The following is a 21116-nucleotide window of genomic DNA, read 5'->3' as shown; positions in this document are numbered from 1 at the left end:
CAATTCGGACGTCGGATAAGCTGGGAGCTGGGCTAGTTTGGAAGGGTCCCTCGATGTCAGAGAATTTGGAGCGAAAATTTCCTCGGCGCGACCTGTTTCGTTTAGCGTTGGCCGGTACTGGTGCCGTGGTGATCGGCTCGCAATTGCCGGAGCCGGCTTCCGCACAATCCGTTGATCTGAAAAACAAGCGTCGCGCCCGCTATCAAGCGGAGTCTGCAGAAGTCCGTAATTTTTACCGCGTCAACAGCTATCCGGCCCGATAAGGGGAAAGTGCGGTGCTCGTAAGGAAGTCTGAAAAGCGTGCCGAGAAGAGAAACGGCGACAGCAAAGCACCACTATCAAATGGCGAGTTGGGACGTCGTGCGTTTCTGAAGCGCTCCGGTGTTGTTGCCGGAGCGCTCGCTACGCTTGGCGCTCTTCCACTGACCGGCGTGCGGAAGGCCGCCGCCGGGCCGCCGCCGCCCGTAGGGGCGGCAGTCACGACACGCAAGAACGTTTGCACCCATTGTTCGGTCGGCTGTTCGGTGATCGCAAAAGTCGCCAACGGTGTGTGGATCGGGCAGGAGCCGGACTATGACAGTCCGATCAATCGCGGTTCGCATTGCTGTAAGGGCGCCGCAGTCCGCGATGATGTCCTGAGCGAGCGTCGCCTTCGCTATCCCGTCAAGCTCGTCAATGGCGAGTGGACCCGTGTTTCTTGGGAAAAGGCGATCGACGAGATCGGCGACAAGCTGCTCGATATTCGTCAGAAGGCCGGTCCAGATTCGGTCTATTGGCTCGGTTCAGCCAAGTTCACCAACGAAGCCGCCTACCTCAACCGCAAGCTTGCCGCGTTCTGGGGCACCAACAATTCCGATCATCAGGCGCGTATCTGCCATTCCACGACGGTTACCGGCGTAGCCAACACCTGGGGCTACGGTGCGATGACGAATAGCTACAACGACATCCGCAACGCCAAGACCATTCTGGTTATGGGCGGCAATCCGGCTGAGGCCCATCCGGTCTCGTTGCAGCATATTCTGGAAGGCAAGGAGCTTAACCGCGCGAACATGATCGTGGTTGATCCGCGGATGACGCGGACTGCGGCCCACGCCACCGAATACGTGAGGGTTCGTCCGGGCACCCACATCGCTACCATCTATGGCATGCTGTGGCACATTTTCGAGAACGGTTGGGAAGACAAGGAGTTTTTGAGCCAGCGCGTTTACGGCATTGACGAGATTCGCAAGCACGCAGCGAAATGGAATCCGAAAGAGGTTGAGCGTGTCACCGGCCTGCCTGAGGCCCAGGTCAAGCACATTGCTGAAATCTTCGCCAAGCAAAGGCCGTCGACACTGATCTGGGCGATGGGCCAGACCCAATTTACCACCGGGACCGCTAACGTCCGCGCAAGCTGCCTTCTCTTGCTCGCTACCGGCAATGTGGGCATCGCCGGCGGCGGTGCCAACATCTTCCGCGGCCACACCAATGTGCAGGGAGCGACCGATCTCGGCCTCGATGTGACGTCATTGCCGCTCTATTACGGACTGGCGGAAGAAGCTTGGCGGCATTGGTGTCGGGTGTGGGAAGTCGACTACGACTGGATGAAGTCGCGTTTCCCCGACAAGAAGCTGATGGAGACGCCCGGTATTCCGAGCACACGCTGGTTTGACGCGACTTTGCTGCCCAAGGATCAGGTCAACCAACCTAATCCCGTGCAGGCCATGTTCATCATGGGACATGGCGTCAACACGATTACCCGTATGCCGGAAGCGGTGCGTGGCATCGAGAAGCTCGAACTGCTTGTGGTTTGCGATCCGTATCCTACGGCGTGGTCGGTGCTGTCCGAGCGCAAGAACGGTACCTATCTGCTGCCTGCTTGCACTAGCTTCGAAATGGACGGCTCGCGGACGGCCTCGAACCGCTCGCTGCAATGGGGCGAGAAGATCGTCGAGCCCGTCTTTGAATCGAAAAACGACTACGACATGATGTACATGCTGGCCCGCAAGCTTGGCTTTGCGGACCTGATGTTCAAGAATATCAAGGTCGAGGACGGCAAGGTATCGGCAGAGGACCTCCTGCGCGAGATCAATCGTGGCGGCTGGTCGACCGGCTATTGCGGACAGTCGCCGGAACGCCTTAAGGCGCATATGCGCAACCAAGCCAAGTTCGACCTCGTCACGATGCGGGCGCCGAAGGACGATCCTGAAGTCGGTGGCGATTACTACGGCCTGCCGTGGCCGTGCTGGGGAACGCCGGAGTTCAAGCACCCCGGCACGCCGATCCTCTACAACACAAATCTTCCGGTGAAAGAAGGGGGAGCCACGTTTCGAGCCCGGTTCGGCGTGGAGCGGGTCGTCAAGCGCAAGGTGATGGAGAACGGCCAGGAGGTCGAGCGCGAAGATCATGACAATTTGCTGGCCGAAGGCTCTTATTCGGTCGGCTCGGAGATCAGGGACGGCTATCCGGAATTCACGCTTGGCGTTCTGAAGAAATTGGGCTGGGACAAGGATTTGACGCCGCAAGAATTGGAAGTGATCCAGCGCGTCAACGCCGCAAATCCAGATGCCGTATCATGGTCGCTCGATCTGTCGGGTGGGATTCAACGCGTGGCGATCGAGCACGGTTGTTCGCCTTACGGCAACGCAAAGGCGCGCATGATCGCCTGGAATCTTCCAGATCCTATCCCAGTGCATCGCGAGCCGATTTACACCCCGCGTCCTGACCTCGTCGCGGATTATCCGACGCTGCCGGACGCCAAGCAGTTCCGGGTGCCTAATATCGGTTTTTCGGTGCAGAAAGCTGCCGTCGACCGCGGAATCGCCAAGCAGTTTCCGCTGATCCTGAGCTCCGGCCGATTGGTCGAATACGAAGGCGGCGGCGAGGAGACGCGGTCCAATCGGTGGCTCGCCGAACTGAAGCAGCACATGTTCGTGGAAATCAATGTGACGGATGCCGCCGATCGCGGTGTCAAGGATGGCGATTGGGTCTGGGTTACCGGCCCGGAGAATAACTCGCGCGCCAGGATGAAAGCGCTGGTCACGGAGCGCGTCGGTAGGGGCGTTGCCTGGATGCCCTTTCATTTTGCCGGCTGGTTCGAGGGCGCCGATTTACGTGCCAGATACCCGAAAGGGGCCGACCCGATCGTATTGGGCGAGAGCGTCAACACGCTGACGACGTACGGCTACGACCCTGCGACCGGTATGCAGGAGCCGAAAGCCACACTTTGCCAGATCAGGGCCGCCTGAGAGGAAAATCGATGGCACGCATGAAATTTCTTTGCGACGCGGACCGCTGCATCGATTGCAACGCCTGTGTCACCGCCTGTAAGAATGAGAACGAAGTGCCTTGGGGCATCAATCGCCGGCGTGTCGTCACGATCAATGATGGCAAACCGGGGGAGCGCTCAGTCTCGATGGCCTGCATGCATTGCACTGACGCGCCTTGCGCGGCGGTATGTCCGGTGACGTGCATCTATCCGACTGATGACGGCATCGTCCTCCACAACAAGGATTTGTGCATCGGCTGCGGTTATTGCTTCTATGCTTGTCCGTTCGGCGCGCCGCAGTATCCGAAGGTGGGTAATTTCGGCTCACGCGGTAAAATGGATAAGTGCACCTATTGCGCAGGGGGCGGCGGTCCGGAAGCCTCCGGCAGTGCCGAGGAGTACGCGAAATACGGGTCAAACCGTTTCGGCCAAGGCAAACTGCCATTGTGTGCCGAGATGTGCTCGACCAAATCTCTGCTGGCCGGCGACGGTGACATGATCGCGCAGATCTACGGAGAGCGGGTTCGCAAGCGCGGATACGGCTCGGGTGCTTGGGGCTGGGAGACGGCCTATCACGAAGACGTCAAACTATGAGCGGGCGGACTTCAATCACTGCGGGAGACGTCGTGATCGAGGGAACTTGGAATAGGTGATTGTCATGACGTTCTTCGCGCGCATTCGCCTCGTGACGCTCGTCCTGATGTTGCTCGGCCTTGTCGTGGCACCTCTCTGCGCTCAAAAGCTCGGCCCCGACGGCGCTCCAAACCCGGATGCCAGCGTCACTAACCAGCGTACGCTGCTTGAACAGGTTCCGCGGATTCAGGGTCGCATCGACATTCCCGACGTCAAGGCCAGCGTCTTGATGCAGCCCATGGGCCGGACATGGGATTATTTCCACGAAGTTCTTCTCCATTGGGGCGGCGCGATTGTCATCGTCGGAACGATAGCGGTTCTTGCGCTCGCCTATCTGATCATCGGACGCATCCGCATCGCCGCCGGCCGTTCGGGTAAGAAGATCGTCCGCTTCAAGGCCTTTGAGCGCTTCTCTCATTGGCTGACGGCCGTCTCTTTCGTCGTCCTCGGGCTGACCGGCTTGAACATCACCTTCGGCAAGATCGTGCTGCTACCGCTTGTCGGTCCGGAGGTTTTTTCCGAAATCTCCGAGGTTGCCAAATACACGCACAATTTTACGAGCTTCGCCTTCGTGGCCGGGCTCTTCATCATCATGGTGATTTTCTTCAAGGACAATCTGCTTGCGAGAGTGGATTTCGAATGGCTCAGGCAAGGTGGCGGCTTCATCAAAAACAGGCACGCGCCGGCAGGACGGTTCAATCTCGGTGAGAAGATGGTCTACTGGCTGTCCGTTGCCGCCGGGATTGCAGTCTCTGCTTCCGGATTTGTGCTGCTGTTTCCGTTCTACGGCACCAACATCGCCGACATGCAGCTGGCGCAGGCAGCCCACGCCATCGTCGCCCTTTTGTTCATCGCCCTCATTCTCGCGCACATCTATATCGGTACGCTCGGAATGGAAGGCGCGTTCGAAGCCATGGGCAAGGGCGAGGTCGATCTTAACTGGGCGAGGGAGCATCATGATCGCTGGCTCGCCGAGCAACTTGAGAGGGAAGGCGGGCGACCTTCCGCGACGCCGGCGGAATAAGGGGGGCGACATCCGAGCGGGGGCTCACTAATCCAAGGTTCTGTAGGAGCAACCACGATGGATGAAGTTACGCGGCGCGCCATGTTGGCGGCAACTGCGGCCGGTAGTGTTTTGACACTGGCATCTGCGGCCAATGCGCAAACGGCCGAGCCGATCCCGCAACCACAGCGACCCGGACACGGTGGCACCGATCCAGGACCGCGCAACGTTGTACGTGATCGGCAGAATCCGGACTTGCTCGTACCTCCGTCGACCGACCACGGCACGCTTCCCAACCTGCGTTTTTCGTTCGCCGACGCGCATGTGCGGCAGGAAACCGGCGGTTGGACCCGGCAGATCACGGTCCGAGAGCTTGGCATTTCCAAGGAAATCGCTGGCGTGAATATGCGCCTGAACGCCGGCGGCATTCGGGAGCTGCACTGGCACAAGGCCGCCGAATGGGCCTACATGCTCTACGGAACGGCGCGTATCACCGCGATCGACGCCCAGGGACGCAACTTTGTCGACGATGTCGGCGTTGGCGATCTGTGGTATTTTCCATCAGGCGTTCCGCATTCGATCCAGGGCCTTAGCCCGGACGGGTGCGAGTTTCTGCTGGTGTTCGACGATGGCGATTTCGACGAAGATAACACGTTTCTATTGAGTGATTGGTTCAAACATACGCCAAACGACGTGCTGGCGAAGAACTTCGGCGTTCCCGGCACCTCACTCGCCCATCTTCCGGACCCAAGCGAGCTCTATATCTTTAACGCCAAGGTGCCCGGCCCGATCGATTCCGACAAGATAGCCGGGGCCACGCCAGTGCCGCAGACGTTCAGCCATAAGATGCTGGCGCAGCAGCCGAGCAAGACCAAAAGCGGCACGGTGCGTATCACTGACACCAGCGTATTTCCTGTTTCGAAGACGATCGCGGCGGCGCTGGTCGAGGTCGAGCCTGGCGGGATGCGGGAGATGCATTGGCATCCCAACACCGACGAATGGCAATATTACATCGATGGACAGGCACGAATGGGCGTTTTTGCCGCCTCGGGTCAGGCGCGAACCTTCGATTTCCAGGCCGGAGATGTCGGCTTTGTCCCCTTTGCGATGGGGCACTATGTCGAAAACACGGGGACAACGACGCTGCGCTTCCTGGAGATTTTCAAGAGCAGTTACTACGCCGATGTCTCGCTCAATCAATGGCTCGCGTTGACACCCCCCGAGTTGGTGAAAGCGCACCTCAAATTCGACGATCAGGTGATGGCCGCTCTACACAAGGAAAAGTTTCCGATCGTACCGGGATGATCGGCGTCGCCACGTCTTCTTCGTTCTATTCGCCGCTGTCGCCCAGAGGGCGTTGCGCTTCTCTTTCGCGCAGATAGTCGTCCGTCGTGCGGACGAGGGGAGCTGCGCCGTAGGTTTCGAAACCCTGCTCCGCAACAAAGTTGACCCGGCAGTCTTCGCACATCTTGATAACGTCCAGTCTTTCTGGCGAAGCCTTGTACATCCAGTGCTTACCCTCGAGCTTTGCCACGACGCGCTCGATGCTGCTTTTGACACCGAATGGTTTGTTGCAACGGATGCAGCAGAAAGGCTCTTCCTCTTTGAGGACGCGAGCGGGAGCTCTTGAGGCACCAAAATCGATCCGGGGCGATAGCGTGATGACTTTCTCGGGACAGGTCGCCTGGCAGAGGCCACATTGCACGCAGGCATCCTCGATAAACCGGAGTACTGGTCGTTCTGGATCGTCGCGCAAGGCGCTGGTCGGACATGCCGACACGCAGGACAAACACAGCGTGCAATTATCCACATCGATCTCGACCGCTCCGAATGGAGCGCCACCGGGTAGAGCAATCACGTCGGCGGGAGCCGGAGCGGAACGGTGCAATTCGCTGAGGGCAAAGCGCAACACATCGCGCTTCTTTCCGAGTGGGTGGAAGCTTGCGGGGCGTGGCGTAGGCGTGAGTGGCGGAATCGTACGAAGCGCGTCAAGTAAGTCGTCCGGGTCATCCGTTTCGATCGTCGCGATACGGTCCGCACCAAAGTTGAGTCCGACAAGGATCGGATCCGCTACTGCGATCGTCCGCGACAGGCCCGCGACGTCGTGACGTGGCTTTGCGCGCAGCAGAAAGCGCATCGCCGACGTACCATAAGCGAAAGCGGCGATAATGGCTTCCAACCCGACCTGAGTGATCTCGTTGACCGCAAACGGCAACACGTTCGCCGGCAGTCCGTCGCCAAATCGAGCCAGCGCGTCGATCAGCGGCAAACCGTGCGCCTCGTCGTGAAGCAGCACCACGGCGCGTTCGCCGCCGGCCTCGCGAAACGCCATCAGCATCGAGCGGAGGCGGCGCATGAGCGCATCCTCGGGCGGCAGTCCATATGATGCCGCGCCGGTGGGGCAGGCGGCGGCACATTGGCCGCAACCCGCGCAGATATTCGCGTTAATCGCGACATGGTCTCCTGCGGCGCTGATGGCGCCCGCCGGGCACAGATCCAGACATCGGGTGCAACCCGTCCGATGCGAGCGCGAGTGGGCGCACAGTCTGGCTTCAAAATTGATGTAGCGCGGCTTCTCAAAGGTGCCGACGAGATCTCGAGCTTTGAGGACGGCCTGCAAGACCGCCGCAGGATTGGCCGGATCCGCCCGCAGATAGCCGTCGCGTAGATCAGCGGCAGAAAACAGGGCGGCGCCGCCGGTTAGATCAAGAACGATGTCGCAATTGGAGCGGGCGTTGTTACGGGAAGGCCCGAAGGTCAACACCTCGCGCGAGGAGGGAGCGGCCTCGGCGAAATCATCGACTGTGATCTCGAACGCGCCGAGATGGCCTTTGGCGCCCCTCACCTTGCCCTTCGCTACCGGAAATTCGGTTCTTCCTGGGGGGGCGATTGATGCCGGCGGCTCGATAAGTACGGTGACGTCGAGGTGGTCCTTGACCAGGTTGGCGGCCTCAACCGCGGTCTCGTCTCTTCCGCAGATGAGAATTATGCCGCCACTTTGAAGTTCGACCGAGGGCGTCGGCGGGACCGGCTCAGCTGCGGCCGCCAGCAGGGCTGCCATCTTTGGCCCGGCATGTTTCGCCTCGCTGGACCAGCCGGCGGTTTCGCGGATATTCGCAAACTGCAGCGGGGTCGTGCGGCCGATTTCGCCAGCGACATCTCTGAACAGAGTTGCCTGCTGGGTGCATCCCACCGTGAGAGGACCATCTTCGGATGCGATCGTCTTGAAGCGGTTGAGTTCAGCGCCACAGAGATGGGTCGCTGAGGTGGTATCCAGGTGACAACCACGGCCGACTGCATCAGCGTCAAGCGGCATCGTCCCTTCGCAAGAGCAGATCAGCAGCCGCCGCGCGGGATTGGGTGTTGAGGTCACGGTTGCAAGTAGCCTCTTGGTATAGCCGGCACCGCTGGCTCGGAACTCCGCGGAAGTATATACTGCTGTTGCCAAAAGCACGATGCCGAGACACAGGACAGATAGCGGCAAATGGTGAGTTCTTGCGATTTTTGGCTGTCTTGCGGGCATCATTTGCTCGACCGGAACACGGCGGGTCGCTTGCTGGTAACGGATGAGTTCTTGAAGGCGTATCTGGCCCGCCCGGAGCTGGTGCCACCGCCGGAAGCGTGTGCTGAGGAGCAGGCCCTGCATCGGGCGCTGTTGCGCGAACCGAGGCTGCCAATCGCGACTTCGCGGATCGCGGCGATAGCCGACGCGGATGCACGCGAGAATTGGCAGATGATGATCGCTTGGCGCGATCAGCTTCTCGGGCACGACAGTCTGGAGGCGGCTTATCTTGGTATTGCCCGGCAAAGCATCCACTTCCCACAGATACTTGTAGGTCAGTTGGTTCAGGTCATCCTGCGCAATGCGTTAGACGCCTGCGGGGATGTTTTCGTGTTGCGCGCGGCCGAAATGTTGTTCCGGCCACAAAAAATCTCGTTTCAGGAGGCTGCAGTCGTCGCGGTCGACGAAGAGACCGAAGCCGTTGGCGTACAGCATCCGTCGTCGCCGCTGTTCTCGTTGCTGGGATTGCAGACCGCCACCGGCGTTGAGCTCCTGAGCGAAGCAACGTCACAAAGCTATTGGGAGCGAAGCGACCGCTTTGATATGGCGCTCGATCTCTCGCCAGGTGGACGTGGCTTAACCGCGCTTTGTGACGTCATCGCGCGCTGGCTGGCACATCTGCTTGCCATCGAGGTGGTAGTCGAGCCGGTGGCGGAAATGCAGAATTTGCCATGGAATTGGTACGTCGGATTGAGCTCGGAAGCGACGCATATCGGTGACGCCCTCTGGCGAGGAGAGCAAGTTACCGACGCGATGCGTGCGCAGTTGATCGGCCTGCTGCGGCTGTTGTTCCGTGATCCTGCGGACGTGATTGAGAAGGTGAGGGACGAACCGGTTCACCTGCTGCTGGCCATGACGACTAAAGAGGTACTCCGAATAAAGCCTCAAAATCTTCTGACGGGATTGCCGGTTCGCGATATGGAGGCTGTGAGTTGATATCAACCGCCCTGACACGAATTGCTGTTGGCGTCGTGGTCGAGCGGCGAAAGGCAAAAAGTGCCTGGGCCGATGTTTTGTGGCGGCCGGTATCTGTGTTTGCGGGAACGCCGGAGGCGACGCCCTGGACGCCACTTGGCGGCGATAACGAAGTAACGCGCTTCTATGCGGGTGAAGCAGTGATCGAATTGCATCGTACCGAGACCACCAATTATCGAGAAAACCTCGCGTCAGGGGCGCCGAGCCTATGGGTCAACATGCGCCCGACGATGTCTGAACCTCCGTACGAATTGCTGGTTGTCACGGCAGATCCGGCAGAGGGCGAAGCGTTTACGGATGCCGGCAACAATCTGGTCGAAGCGGTCCCGATGCCCCAAGAAATCGCCGACACCGTCAGCCGGTTCGTCGCGACCCACCATGTGGAGCGCCCGTTCGTCAAACGGCAACGCAATCGACAAACGCCATTGCTTCAAAATCCGCCAGGGACCGCAAGCGATGAGTGAGCCGGAAAATCCGTTATCGCGCTGGGCGCGACTGAAACAGGTCGCGAAAGCCCAGGAAGAAATCGAGGCTGCTTCTCCTGGCTCCGAAGCAATGGCCGCGCCCGAAGCGCCATTTGATCCCGCGAGCCTGCCTTCCATTGAGTCAATTGTCGGCGATAGCGACATCATTGCGTTTCTGCGCAAGGGGGTGCCGGCTGATTTGACGCGAGCGGCCTTGCGGAAGGCCTGGGCGAGCGATCCTGCCATTCGAGATTTCATCGGGATTGCAGAGAACCAGTGGGATTTCAACGATCCCAACGCGATTCCAGGCTTCGGCCCACTGGCCCCCACGGAAGCTGGTGTCGACGTTTTTGCTCAAATCTCGAGCAGGCTGCGGCCTCGTGTGGATGAAGATTTAACGGCCGCGGAACCCATAGTCCCTTCGAACGAGGATGCCGGCGCTGCCGATCGATCCCCCGTCCTCGCCGAGCCGCCTCTTGTCACTTTGAGCGCTGTACCCAACAAAATGCCTGTTTTTGCGGCAGATGAGAATCCATCGACAGCTGGTGAGGCTCGAAACACTCGGCGTCACGGCAGCGCTCTGCCGCGATAATTAGTTTGAGCGGTATTTGTTCTTTCGACAGGATTAAGAATCGCAGTGGATACAATTTCGCAGAATTTACTTGAACGCAGCATCGACGAGTTCGATCGCGCGCGTGCGCGCGAATATGCGCTGTTGGCGACTTTGCTTTCCCATAGTCCCGACGCGGAACTGCTGTCTGGTTTGGCTGGCCTGTCTATCGATAGCAGCCCGATCGGGCTGGCTCATGCCGCGTTGGCCGAAGCGGCCCGGCAAGCCACCGAGGAAAGTGTTGCCCGCGAGTATGTGGCGTTATTTGGCGGAGTGGGGGGAAGCACCTTGTTGCCGTATGCCTCGCACTATTTGGCGGGCGCGCTGTACGGCCGCCCTTTAGCCCGGCTGCGGGAGACGCTCCAGCCTCTTGGCGTCGAGAAGGCGCCAGAGCGCATCGAGCCGGAAGACCATGCCAGCTTTCTCTGCGAGGTCATGGCAGGATTGATCGGTGGAGACATCTCTGCGCCACACGGCGCTGACCGAATCTTCTTCGAGGAGCATCTTGCGTCTTGGATAAGGCGTTTTTTCGTCGATCTCGAAGCGGCCAAATCCGCCGATTTCTACAGATCTGTTGGTATTCTTGGACGGACCTTCATTGATGTGGAGACACACGCTTTTACGCTTTCTGAGTGAACACATATTGTTGTCCGAACCATGAGGGTCTCGGATCGACAAATGTGTTAAGAGACTGCGATTGAGGATTATCGAATGCGCGCATTCGCCCTTGCTTGTTTGGTTTTGGTCGGCGTCGCGGTTGGCTCTTCGGCCATCCTATTGGAATTGGTTCAACAATCTTCTTCAACGGCATTTGCCGAGCCGAGCGCGCGCATTCCAACGTAGAATACGTGTCGGGCCATTTAGGCCAGAGGACCTTACCTAAATTGAAACGGAGGCTTCCGATGACGCGTTCCGTACTCATTGTTTTGGCGATTTTAGCTGTCATTGTTGGTGGCGAGCTGTTGAGCCCGCGGCCCGATGCCCTCAAAGAAGCGACGGCTGCAATGCCTTCGTTGCTGGAACTCCATTCGATGGCGGAGGTCCACAAGCTACCGCTCCAGGACATTGAGGATCAGTCGCTGATGTATCCTACCACCACGAACGGGCCCAAGCCCTGATGTTGGGCGCGCCGTAAATCACCGCCGGATTAGCTCTCGTCCAGCGCCACCAGCCGCTCGGCCTCGGCGATGTCTTCAATGGTGTTCGCATTGAAGAAGGGATCGAACGGAATGGTCGGCCAAGCGATTGTGGCAATCGGGTAGCGGGAGGTCCACCGGTCGATCTTCCGCAGTCCTTCGACGACCAACGCCTGGCGAAGTTCCTCGCGAAGCCGGACGCTCCAAAGACCAATGACCGGGTGCGTCTGGCCGTCGGATGCCGCAACCGCGAGCTCGGCTTTTTGCTGCCTTCGTTCGCTATCGAGCCGAGCCACCAGATCGTGGGGCAAGAACGGGCAGTCCCCCGCTGCGCTCAGCATCCAATTTACGCCGGGACGGTTTGCGGCGGTCCAATCGAGCCCGGCAAGTATACCGGCGAGGGGACCTGGAAAGCCCACGACGCTGTCTGCGATCACGGGGATGCCAAATTGAGCAAACCTAGCAGGATCGCCGTTGGCGTTGAGAACGAGTCCGTCGCATTGCGGCGTTAGCCGCGCGATCACGCGGTCCAGGATAGTGCGCCCGGCAATCTTGCGCATCGGTTTGTCGCCGCCGCCCATCCGCCGTGCCAGACCGCCAGCGAGCAACACGCCAGGCGTCCGAGGCACATCAATCGTCACGACCTTCGCCCCTACGTCTATGCCGTGCAGATTCTTCTTCAACGTACTCAAGGTTCTGGTCGAATATGATGCGCTCTAGACCTGATAGTGCGGTAAAGCGTTTGCCGCGCGCTCGCCCAATTAGCGTCAACCCGACCTGCCGCGCTAGATCGACGCCCCAAGCGGTGAAACCCGAGCGAGAGACGAGGATCGGAATGCCCATCCGTACCGTCTTGATGACCATCTCCGAGGTAAGTCGTCCCGTAGTGTAAAGGATCTTGTCGGTGGGATCGACGTTGTGGTGATAAATCCAGCCTGCAATCTTATCGACAGCATTATGGCGACCAACGTCTTCCGTGTAGCAGACGGGCGTACCTTCCTTGCAAAGCACGCAGCCGTGGATCGCACCTGCTTCGAGATAAAGCGATGGCATCGAGTTGATCGTGTAGGTCATCTGATAAAGCCAGGATGTATGGAGCTTGGCTTTAGGAAGCGCAACTTTTTCGAACGCTTCAAGCAAGTCGCCGAACGCCGTGCCTTGCGCACAGCCTGAAGTTTGCGTTCGCTTTTTCAGCTTCGCTTCGAAATTAGTGTGATGCTCCGTGCGCACCACGACGACCTGCAAGTCGTCGTCATATTCGACTTCGGTGACAACGTCGTCGTATTTGAGCATGTTCTGGTTCAGCAGGTAGCCGAGCGCAAGATATTCGGGGTAGTCGTTGATCGTCATCATGGTGACGATCTCTTGTGCGTTGAGGTACAGCGTTAACGGTCGCTCGACCGGAACTTTGATCTCAGTTTTAATGCCGGTTTGGTCAACGCCGATAACCCGCTCGGTTAACCGCGGGTCTTCTGGGTCTGGGACAATCAAGGGGACGGGGGTTTTCCCGATTTTCATCAGTGCGCCGTGCTTAGTATGAAACTCACTCGTACCTAGATATAAAGCGCATTCGACATTGGCTAGTCATGTTCCTTTCGGATGCGGCCCGCCAATTTCGACGATATACCGCGGTGGCGCGATTTCTAATCCACAATATCACGACGATAGTCGAAGGTTGAAACCCGACATGGCGCAGCTCTCTGAGGACTCTTTTGCCTTTGGCGGGCCGATGCTCTCCGTCGATGAGGCGGTGGAGATCATCGCGTCACGTGTCAAAGCGGTTGGCGAGACAGAGGCTGTTTCATTGGGAGAGGCCGACGGCCGGATACTGGCGCGTGACATTGCCGCGCCTTTGCCGTTGCCGCCTTTCACCAATTCTGCGGTCGATGGTTATGCCGTGAACGGCGGAGACTTGCCGCCTGACGGCGAACGGGCTTTCCCGATAGGTGGACGCGTGCAGGCGGGTACGCCAGCAAAAGCCGGGCGGCCCGCACACGCCGTGCGGATCTTTACCGGGGCACCAATGCCCGACGGCACCGATACCGTTTTTATGCAGGAAGATGTGCGAATTGATACCACAGGGCAGGTGGTGCTTCCGCCCGGCTTGAGGGTGGGCGCAAACGTTCGCCCGGCCGGCGAGGACATACCGCTCGGCCATCTCGCCCTGACATCCGGACAACGATTGCGCCCGCAGGATGTCGCACTTGCCGCCGCTTTTGGGCTAACGCAGCTAGATGTGGTACGACGCCTTCGCATTGCGGTTTTCTCGACCGGCGATGAACTGGCCTCGCCCGGGACAGAGCGGGCAGCCGCTCAGCTCTTCGACTCCAATCGTTTCATGTTGATGGCGATGCTCCGAAGGCTGGGCTGTGAGGTTAGCGATCTCGGCATCTTGCGCGATGAGCGGGCGTCACTGGCGAACGCGCTGAAGCAGGCCGCAAGACAACACGACCTCATTCTCACCACCGGTGGTGTCTCGACTGGCGAGGAGGATCACGTCAAGGCGGCCGTCGAAAGCGCAGGATCGCTCGTTCTGTGGCGGATGGCGATCAAGCCCGGCCGCCCGGTGGCTATGGGAATCATCGATGGTACGCCGTTTATCGGACTGCCAGGTAACCCGGTCGCTAGTTTTGTTACCTTCGTCCACGTGGTGCGGCCCACAGTGCTGGCCCTTTCGGGAGCCGCGTCTGCGCCGTTAATACCGATGCCGGTACGGGCGACTTTCAGGTACAAGAAGAAACTTGGCCGCCGCGAATATGTCCGCGTCACGCTTCGTAAGGCGGCGGACGCTATGTTGGAGGCGACCAAATTTCCGCGCGAAGGAGCTGGCTTGTTGTCGTCCTTGGTCGAAACCGATGGACTGGTGGAACTCGGCGAATCCATCGTCAAGGTGGGGCCTGGCGACAGCGTCGGGTTCCTCAGTTACGCCAACATGTTTTAAAGCCCTAACGCATGATAACGACCAAGCTCAATCTCACCGGTCTCAGATGCCCGTTGCCGGCGCTGAAGACGCGCAAGGCGTTGAAGTCGATCTTGCCAGGCGATTTCCTTGAAGTGCACTGCAGCGATCCGTTGTCAGTCATCGATATTCCGAACTTGGTCCGCGAGACCGGCGATAAGGTCGAAATCACTGAACGCGACGAAAAGAGAATTGTGTTCCTGATCGAAAAGGCAGAGAGCACCCCCGCGGACGAGGGACCTTCGAAGGGTTCGTAAGGTTTCGGCGCCGGCTGCCTTAGACTTATTTGGAATTGACTTGCATCTGGTATACCAAGGGCTAGAGTTTAGCTGCGGCGACCTTGAAATCCGGGATCAAAAGCTGATCGTGTTCAAGGACTTGCCGAATCGGTTTCGAGTGCTTTCGCCTTAAAGGAGCGCGCGACTTTTCCATGAGTGAGGACGTTCACAAAGTCCGTGCCTTTGAGCACCCCGGGGAAGGGAGGAAACGGGCTAAATCGACACCCAAGGGTCGTCAGGTCGATCTGACCGCGGCGCATGAGATCGAACTTCTATTAGGGGATCGGCCTAGGAAGCGTGACCTGCTGATCGAGTATCTGCACCTGATCCAGGACACCTATCATCAGATTTCCGCGGCGCACCTTGCGGCACTCGCTGATGAAATGAAGCTTGCTTTTGCCGAAGTGTTTGAGACCGCGACTTTCTATGCGCATTTTGACATTGTGAAGGAAGGTGAGGCGGAGGTCGCGCCGCTGACCATTCGCGTCTGCGATTCCCTCACGTGCGCCATGCTGGGCGGCGAAAAGTTGCTTCATGAATTGCAGAATACGGCCGGCCCTGGCGTTCGCGTGGTGCGCGCGCCCTGCGTTGGTCGCTGCGATACAGCGCCCGCTGCCGAGGTCGGACATAATTTCGTGGATCATGCGACCGTTGCGAACGTCCTTGCCGCCGCGAAAGCCGGCGACACCCACGCCCATCTGCCTGATTATGTCGACTTCGACGCTTACGCGGCCGGTGGTGGCTACCAACTGTTGGGGCGTCTCCGCTCCGGCGCTCTTCCAAAAGAAGACTTGCTAAAATCGCTCGACGACGCGAGTTTGCGCGGTCTCGGCGGTGCTGGCTTTCCGACGGGACGCAAATGGCGCTCGGTGCTGGGGGAGCCAGGTCCGCGGCTGATGGCCGTCAATGGCGACGAAGGCGAGCCTGGCACGTTCAAGGACCGCTACTATCTCGAAACCGATCCGCATCGCTTTCTCGAAGGCATGCTGATCGGTGCGCACGTGGTCGAAGCGACCGACGTCTATGTCTATCTTCGCGACGAGTATCCGGCCTCGCGGCAAATCCTCGAGCGCGAGATCGCAAAGCTGCCGCCGAGCGGACCGAATATTCATATGCGCCGCGGCGCTGGTGCCTACATCTGCGGCGAAGAATCCTCGCTTCTGGAAAGTCTGGAAGGCAAGCGCGGCTTACCCCGGCACAAGCCTCCGTTTCCGTTCCAGGTCGGCCTGTTCGGTTTGCCGACCCTGATTAACAACGTTGAGACGCTGTGGTGGGTGCGCGACATCGTCGAGAAGGGGGCTGATTGGTGGAAGGGCCACGGCCGCAATGAGCGTCACGGGCTGCGAAGCTATTCGGTCTCCGGTCGGGTCAAAAATCCCGGCATGAAACTCGCGCCCGCAGGCGTCACCGTTCGCGAACTGATTGACGAATTCTGCGGCGGCATGGCGGATGGACACGATTTCTTCGCCTATTTGCCGGGAGGGGCGTCAGGCGGGATCTTGCCGGCGGCAATGGACGACATTCCGCTCGATTTCGGCACGCTGGAGAAATACGGGTGCTTTATCGGTTCGGCCGCGGTTGTCGTTCTGTCCCAAGCCGACAGCGTCCGGGATGCCGCTCTGAACCTGATGAAGTTCTTCGAAGATGAAAGCTGCGGCCAGTGCACGCCGTGCCGTGTCGGAACCCAGAAAGCGGCGATCCTGATGCAGCAGCCGGTCTGGAACCAGGAGCTGCTTGGCCAATTGAGTCAGGCGATGCGTGATGCTTCAATCTGCGGACTGGGGCAGGCGGCCTCCAATCCGCTGACATCGGTCATCAAGTATTTCCCCGACGAGTTTCGTCCCCAGCAAGCCGCCGAATAGGCGTGTCCTGGGGGCGTCCGTTTCCGACGAGGGCTGAATGAGCAACGAGCAGAACTCCCCACCGCAAGGCTACGGCCACGACGCCAAAGGTTCGGCAGGGGGCAAGAACGTGCCGGATGGGCGGATAACGGTCTCTCATAGCGAACCGATCGGGACGGTCGGCGGCAAGGGCAGCGGACCGCAGGTGATCAAGTTCGAGCTCGACGGCCAGCAGGTTGAAGCGAGCGCTGGCGAAACCATCTGGCAGGTGGCGAAACGCCAGGGCCGCGATATTCCGCATCTGTGTTATTCGCCCGCGCCGGACTACCGGCCCGACGGCAATTGCCGCGCTTGCATGGTAGAGATCGAGGGCGAACGGGTGCTGGCAGCGTCGTGCAAGCGGACGCCATCTGTTGGCATGAAAGTAAAATCCGCAAGTGACCGGGCCATCGCCGCGCAGAAAATGGTGATGGAGCTGTTGGTTGCTGACCAGCCGGCGCGCGAGACCTCGCACGACCCCGATTCAAAGTTCTGGCACTGGGCCGAAAAGATCGAAGTTACCGAAAGCCGCTTCCCGGCCGCCGAGCGCTGGCAGGGCGACGCCAGCCATCCGGCCATGCGCGTCAATCTCGACGCCTGCATCCAATGTGGCCTCTGCGTGCGTGCTTGCCGCGAGGTGCAGGTCAACGACGTCATCGGCATGGCCTATCGCAGCCACGGCACCAAGATCGTCTTCGATTTCGATGATCCTATGGGAGAGTCGACCTGCGTGGCCTGCGGCGAATGCGTCCAGGCTTGCCCGACTGGCGCACTGATGCCCGCCGTGATGCTCGATGAGAACCAGACCCGCGTCACCTATCCAGACCGCAAGGTCGATTCGCTTTGCCCTTATTGCGGCGTTGGCTGCCAGGTCACCTATGAAGTCAAGGACGAGAAGGTCATCTACGCCGAAGGCCGCGACGGTCCGGCCAATCACAATAGACTCTGCGTCAAAGGCCGCTTTGGTTTCGACTACATCCATCACCCCAACCGTCTAACCAAGCCGTTGGTGCGGCTGCCTGGAGTCAAAAAGGACGCCAACGATCAGGTCGATCCGGCCAATCCGTTTACTCACTTCCGCGAGGCTTCCTGGGAGGAGGCGCTCGACATCGCAGCCAAAGGCCTCGTCAAAATCCGAGACGAAAAGGGCTCCAAGGCGCTCGCAGGCTTCGGCTCGGCTAAGGGATCGAACGAAGAAGCCTATCTATTCCAGAAACTCGTCCGGACCGGATTTGGCTCCAACAACGTCGACCATTGTACGCGGCTTTGCCATGCTTCATCGGTTGCGGCACTATTCGAAGGCATAAGCTCGGGAGCGGTGTCGGCACCGTTCGCAGCCGCTGCGGACGCAGAAGTCATATGGGTGATCGGCGCCAATCCCACAATCAACCATCCCGTTGCCGCGACCTTCATCAAGAACGCAACCAAGCGCGGCGCCAAGCTGATCGTGATGGATCCGCGGCGTCAGACGCTGTCTCGCCACGCCACCAAACATCTTCAGTTCAAGCCCGGCAGCGATGTCGCGATGCTGAACGCGATGATCAATACGATTATCACCGAGGGGTTGACCGACCAGCAATACATTGCCGGTTACACCGAGGGATATGACGAGCTGAAGGCCAAGATCGTCGAGTTCACGCCGGAGAGAATGTCCCCGATTTGCGGTATCCCAGCTCAGACTCTTCGGGAGGTGGCGCGGATGTACGCTCGCGCGAAATCTTCGATCATCTTTTGGGGAATGGGGATCAGCCAACATATTCACGGCACCGACAATGCGCGCTGCCTGATCGCGTTGGCGTTGATCACCGGTCAGATCGGCCGCCCGGGCACCGGTCTGCATCCACTCCGCGGCCAGAACAACGTGCAGGGTGCCTCCGACGCTGGACTAATCCCGATGTTCCTGCCGGATTACCAGCCTGTCGGTCGTAACGATCTGAGAGGAGCCTTCGAGAAGCTTTGGGGCCAGGAGCTTGATCCGGTGCGCGGACTAACCGTCGTCGAGATCATGAATGCGATCCATGCCGGAACGATTCACGGCATGTATGTCGAGGGCGAAAACCCTGCGATGTCGGACCCCGACTTGCAGCATGCGCGCCATGCGCTGGCTATGTTAGACCATCTTGTGGTGCAAGATCTGTTTGTCACCGAGACCGCGTTCCACGCTGATGTCATCCTGCCGGCGTCGGCGTTTGCGGAAAAGTCTGGCTCCTTCACCAACACCGACCGCCGTGTTCAATTGGCGCGCCAAGTGATCAAGCCCCCGGGCGATGCTCGACAGGATCTCTGGATTATCCAGGAGATTGGCAAACGAATGGGCTTGCCTTGGAACTACGAAGGGCCGGGCGAGGTCTTCACCGAGATGGCGCAACTGATGCCGTCGCTCAAGAACATTACGTGGGACCGGCTCGTGCGTGAGGGCGCGGTCACGTATCCCGTGGATGGACCGGATCAACCGGGCAACGAGATCATCTTCACCACCGGTTTCCCGACCGAAAGCGGCCGCGGCAAGATTGTGCCGGCGAAAGTCATCCCGCCGGATGAAATACCCGACGACGAATATCCGATGGTGCTCTCCACCGGCCGCGTGCTCGAACATTGGCACACCGGTTCGATGACGCGGCGTGCGCTTGTGCTTGACCAGATCGAGCCCGAGGCGGTCGCGTTCATGTCGCCGAAGGATATGCGGAAGAAAAAGCTCGCGCCCGGTGATTTTATGCGGCTTGAGACCCGCCGTGGCGCGGTCGAGGTCAAGGTGCGCGCCGACCGCGATGTGCCCGAAAATATGGTGTTCATGCCATTCTGTTATGCGGAAGCCGCAGCGAACCTGCTGACCAATCCGGCCCTCGATCCGTTCGGGAAGATCCCGGAGTTCAAGTTCTGCGCGGTGCGCGCGGAGAAAATCGAGATGCGGACCGCTGCCGAATGAGCTGGCTATAAGCTGATTTCGTTGCCGATCCGATCAGCAAGGATGCTCAAGCGATCTGGAAGTACTCTGTCACTTTATCCGGAGTAATGCCGTGTTCGGCACAGATTGTCAGCAGCTTTAGCGTCGCACGATAGCGTGTCAGCCGTTCAGAAGGAAATAGCTCGTCAGAACTGTGCCTTCCGGGTATGTGCCGCCTTACCTGCACGAGGCGTTCCTTGGTCACAGGTTTTCCGGACATTGTCGAACATTCTGGACGAGACAGGTTGTCCTGAGAAGCGGTTTTTGTCCAAAGAACAACTAAGCCATTGGTTTCGACGATCGGACAAGTTGGCTGACAGCAGTTCGGCGAGAAAAGCGGCCGTTGCGGTCTCATAAGCAGCCTTGGTTTTGATGCGCATGTAGTGCCTGACGCGGGCACCGCTATTGCGTGGATACCGTTCTGCGAGCTCTTCAACCAGCGCGCGGCCTTGCGCGGTTGCCACGGAACTTCGCAGGTGTGCGAGCGGGACGAGTTGCGGCTCTACGTCGGAAACTACAGCTGGCCTGATGTGCCTGGGCAGGGGCTCACCTTCTGTTGGAATCGGCCGACGCTATCGGCTCCAGGCCGTGCCTTTGCAAGATGGCTTGCCCGTCTTCCGACATCACGAATGCAGCGAAGCGCAGCGCAACCGGTTTGCTTTCGAGGATCACCAACCCGTCCGCAGGCTGAACAGCAAGCGCTGATGGCAACTTGACAGATGTGAGGGTCGGAACTTCCTCCTGAACGGCGGCAACGGCGCTACAATAAATGAGCATGACGTCGGCCTGATCGGATAGGAATATGCCTTCAACGGCTCCTTTGCCGGCTACCAATAGCGGCGTCTTCTCTCCACCCCCGACAAGCTTCTTTGCCTTTGCCTCCAACGTCGCGCGTGCTCCGGGTTTGACGGAATCAGCGCGTGCGAAGACCTCCCAGCTGTAGGTCCCCAGTGGGTCGGACCCTGGCGTCGAGGTCGCAATCCTGACGGCAGGATCCAGTAAGCGATCGAGGAAGTTGGCTCCGTTGAGGCCCAACTCCGGACGAGCCAGCGCGCAAAGGGTGTTCCGCGCGAAGAGGATGACCAGGCGTTCGGGGTGTCCCGCGGCCAGTTTATGGGGCTGTTCTAAATCAGCAGACGCAAATACATCGACATGCGCGCCGCCTTCGATCTTCTGGCGCATCAGACCCGAGGCGCCGAACTCCGGCGTGTCCACCTCGTCGGATTGCTTCGGAAAATGCTGCAAAAGATCCGTCATTGCAGCGCGGAGGCTGCCAGCCCCCATTACCTTCAACGTATCCGCCCTTGCTGGTGTAAAGAGGGCCAGAACGGTCGCGAGAAGACCAATCAACTTGCGGGGCATGCAAACCTCCGGACGGATGAGATCTATAACAAAACCGGATTGCCCGATAGAAAATATCGATCA

18 protein-coding genes are annotated in these 21116 nt (G+C 59.2%); 14 read left to right on the top strand and 4 right to left on the bottom strand.

Going from position 1 to position 21116, the window contains the following annotated elements:
• The first annotated feature begins 53 nt into the window (after nucleotides 1–53).
• From ABSE61_RS11880 to ABSE61_RS11860, 5 genes are all read left to right on the top strand, one after another.
• Nucleotides 54–263 (top strand): formate dehydrogenase, encoded by a 210-nt coding sequence (locus tag ABSE61_RS11880; protein WP_423871295.1) that lies wholly within the window; start codon nucleotides 54–56, stop codon nucleotides 261–263.
• Nucleotides 264–275: 12 nt separating this feature from the next.
• The gene (locus tag ABSE61_RS11875; RefSeq protein WP_423871294.1) at nucleotides 276–3227 is read left to right on the top strand and encodes a formate dehydrogenase subunit alpha; all 2952 of its coding nucleotides are present in this window, start codon (nucleotides 276–278) and stop codon (nucleotides 3225–3227) included.
• An 11-nt stretch (nucleotides 3228–3238) separates the two neighbouring features.
• A complete protein-coding gene (fdh3B, locus tag ABSE61_RS11870) occupies nucleotides 3239–3841 on the top strand; it encodes a formate dehydrogenase FDH3 subunit beta (protein WP_423871293.1) in 603 nt (200 codons plus the stop codon).
• 64 nt (nucleotides 3842–3905) lie between these two features.
• A complete protein-coding gene (locus ABSE61_RS11865; RefSeq protein ID WP_423871292.1) occupies nucleotides 3906–4904 on the top strand; it encodes a formate dehydrogenase subunit gamma in 999 nt (332 codons plus the stop codon).
• Nucleotides 4905–4961: 57 nt separating this feature from the next.
• Entirely contained in the window at nucleotides 4962–6188 is a 1227-nt protein-coding gene (locus ABSE61_RS11860; RefSeq protein ID WP_423871291.1) for an oxalate decarboxylase family bicupin, read from the top strand.
• A gap of 25 nt (nucleotides 6189–6213) precedes the next feature.
• Here ABSE61_RS11860 and ABSE61_RS11855 read toward each other — a convergent pair whose 3' ends face one another.
• The gene (locus ABSE61_RS11855) at nucleotides 6214–8199 is read right to left on the bottom strand and encodes a 4Fe-4S binding protein (RefSeq protein ID WP_423871290.1); all 1986 of its coding nucleotides are present in this window, start codon (nucleotides 8197–8199) and stop codon (nucleotides 6214–6216) included.
• 168 nt (nucleotides 8200–8367) lie between these two features.
• Here ABSE61_RS11855 and ABSE61_RS11850 point away from each other — a divergent pair, with 168 nt between their 5' ends.
• The 5 genes from ABSE61_RS11850 (at nucleotide 8368) to ABSE61_RS11830 (ending at nucleotide 11612) form a co-directional block, all read left to right on the top strand.
• The gene (locus ABSE61_RS11850) at nucleotides 8368–9381 is read left to right on the top strand and encodes a DUF6352 family protein (RefSeq protein ID WP_423871289.1); all 1014 of its coding nucleotides are present in this window, start codon (nucleotides 8368–8370) and stop codon (nucleotides 9379–9381) included.
• Nucleotides 9378–9884: a DUF3305 domain-containing protein gene (locus tag ABSE61_RS11845; RefSeq protein ID WP_423871288.1), complete on the top strand. Its 507-nt coding sequence runs from the start codon at nucleotides 9378–9380 to the stop codon at nucleotides 9882–9884. The genes ABSE61_RS11850 and ABSE61_RS11845 overlap by 4 nt, the downstream gene beginning before the upstream one ends.
• Entirely contained in the window at nucleotides 9799–10476 is a 678-nt protein-coding gene (locus ABSE61_RS11840) for a DUF3306 domain-containing protein (RefSeq protein ID WP_423871287.1), read from the top strand. The genes ABSE61_RS11845 and ABSE61_RS11840 overlap by 86 nt, the downstream gene beginning before the upstream one ends.
• Before the next feature lie 45 nt (nucleotides 10477–10521).
• On the top strand, nucleotides 10522–11130 hold the full coding sequence (locus tag ABSE61_RS11835; RefSeq protein WP_423871286.1) for a TorD/DmsD family molecular chaperone: 609 nt from the start codon (nucleotides 10522–10524) through the stop codon (nucleotides 11128–11130).
• Nucleotides 11131–11396: 266 nt separating this feature from the next.
• Nucleotides 11397–11612: a hypothetical protein gene (locus tag ABSE61_RS11830; RefSeq protein ID WP_423871285.1), complete on the top strand. Its 216-nt coding sequence runs from the start codon at nucleotides 11397–11399 to the stop codon at nucleotides 11610–11612.
• A 29-nt stretch (nucleotides 11613–11641) separates the two neighbouring features.
• Here the strand turns inward: ABSE61_RS11830 and mobA are convergent, their stop codons facing one another.
• Both mobA and fdhD read right to left on the bottom strand, forming a co-directional pair.
• On the bottom strand, nucleotides 11642–12271 hold the full coding sequence (gene mobA / locus ABSE61_RS11825) for a molybdenum cofactor guanylyltransferase MobA (RefSeq protein ID WP_423871284.1): 630 nt from the start codon (nucleotides 12269–12271) through the stop codon (nucleotides 11642–11644).
• Nucleotides 12261–13151 (bottom strand): formate dehydrogenase accessory sulfurtransferase FdhD, encoded by an 891-nt coding sequence (gene fdhD, locus ABSE61_RS11820; protein ID WP_423871307.1) that lies wholly within the window; start codon nucleotides 13149–13151, stop codon nucleotides 12261–12263. Before fdhD ends, mobA begins: the two co-directional genes overlap by 11 nt.
• Nucleotides 13152–13317: 166 nt before the next feature.
• On the opposite strand from fdhD, the gene ABSE61_RS11815 reads away from it, so the two are divergent.
• From ABSE61_RS11815 to fdhF, 4 genes are all read left to right on the top strand, one after another.
• Complete coding sequence (locus tag ABSE61_RS11815) at nucleotides 13318–14571, top strand: molybdopterin molybdotransferase MoeA (RefSeq protein ID WP_423871283.1); 1254 nt, start codon at nucleotides 13318–13320, stop codon at nucleotides 14569–14571.
• Nucleotides 14572–14582: 11 nt separating this feature from the next.
• Nucleotides 14583–14846 carry a sulfurtransferase TusA family protein gene (locus ABSE61_RS11810; protein WP_423871282.1) on the top strand — a complete coding sequence of 88 codons (264 nt, stop codon included), beginning with the start codon at nucleotides 14583–14585 and terminating at the stop codon, nucleotides 14844–14846.
• A gap of 173 nt (nucleotides 14847–15019) precedes the next feature.
• A complete protein-coding gene (locus ABSE61_RS11805) occupies nucleotides 15020–16729 on the top strand; it encodes an NADH-ubiquinone oxidoreductase-F iron-sulfur binding region domain-containing protein (RefSeq protein WP_423871281.1) in 1710 nt (569 codons plus the stop codon).
• Nucleotides 16730–16766: 37 nt separating this feature from the next.
• The gene (fdhF, locus tag ABSE61_RS11800) at nucleotides 16767–19673 is read left to right on the top strand and encodes a formate dehydrogenase subunit alpha (protein WP_423871280.1); all 2907 of its coding nucleotides are present in this window, start codon (nucleotides 16767–16769) and stop codon (nucleotides 19671–19673) included.
• 564 nt (nucleotides 19674–20237) lie between these two features.
• On the opposite strand, the gene ABSE61_RS11795 is transcribed toward fdhF, so the two are convergent.
• Entirely contained in the window at nucleotides 20238–21053 is an 816-nt protein-coding gene (locus tag ABSE61_RS11795; protein WP_423871279.1) for a substrate-binding domain-containing protein, read from the bottom strand.
• Nucleotides 21054–21116: the final 63 nt, after the last annotated feature.

Source organism: Bradyrhizobium sp. (assembly GCF_049519115.1).
Classification (GTDB): Bacteria; Pseudomonadota; Alphaproteobacteria; order Rhizobiales; family Xanthobacteraceae; genus Bradyrhizobium.
Note: the sequence above shows the minus strand (reverse complement) of the source record. Positions and strands in the feature narration are given on the sequence as shown.

Bases quoted from the DNA above. Each gene is read 5' to 3' on its own strand.
- ABSE61_RS11880 (WP_423871295.1), top strand. From the start codon at position 54: ATGTCAGAGAATTTGGAGCGAAAATTTCCTCGGCGCGACCTGTTTCGT.
- fdh3B (WP_423871293.1), top strand. From the start codon at position 3,239: ATGGCACGCATGAAATTTCTTTGCGACGCGGACCGCTGCATCGATTGC.
- ABSE61_RS11865 (WP_423871292.1), top strand. From the start codon at position 3,906: ATGACGTTCTTCGCGCGCATTCGCCTCGTGACGCTCGTCCTGATGTTG.
- ABSE61_RS11860 (WP_423871291.1), top strand. From the start codon at position 4,962: ATGGATGAAGTTACGCGGCGCGCCATGTTGGCGGCAACTGCGGCCGGT.
- ABSE61_RS11855 (WP_423871290.1), bottom strand. From the start codon at position 8,199: ATGCCGCTTGACGCTGATGCAGTCGGCCGTGGTTGTCACCTGGATACC.
- ABSE61_RS11850 (WP_423871289.1), top strand. From the start codon at position 8,368: ATGGTGAGTTCTTGCGATTTTTGGCTGTCTTGCGGGCATCATTTGCTC.
- ABSE61_RS11840 (WP_423871287.1), top strand. From the start codon at position 9,799: ATGTGGAGCGCCCGTTCGTCAAACGGCAACGCAATCGACAAACGCCAT.
- ABSE61_RS11830 (WP_423871285.1), top strand. From the start codon at position 11,397: ATGACGCGTTCCGTACTCATTGTTTTGGCGATTTTAGCTGTCATTGTT.
- ABSE61_RS11815 (WP_423871283.1), top strand. From the start codon at position 13,318: ATGGCGCAGCTCTCTGAGGACTCTTTTGCCTTTGGCGGGCCGATGCTC.
- ABSE61_RS11810 (WP_423871282.1), top strand. From the start codon at position 14,583: ATGATAACGACCAAGCTCAATCTCACCGGTCTCAGATGCCCGTTGCCG.
- ABSE61_RS11805 (WP_423871281.1), top strand. From the start codon at position 15,020: ATGAGTGAGGACGTTCACAAAGTCCGTGCCTTTGAGCACCCCGGGGAA.
- fdhF (WP_423871280.1), top strand. From the start codon at position 16,767: ATGAGCAACGAGCAGAACTCCCCACCGCAAGGCTACGGCCACGACGCC.
- ABSE61_RS11795 (WP_423871279.1), bottom strand. From the start codon at position 21,053: ATGCCCCGCAAGTTGATTGGTCTTCTCGCGACCGTTCTGGCCCTCTTT.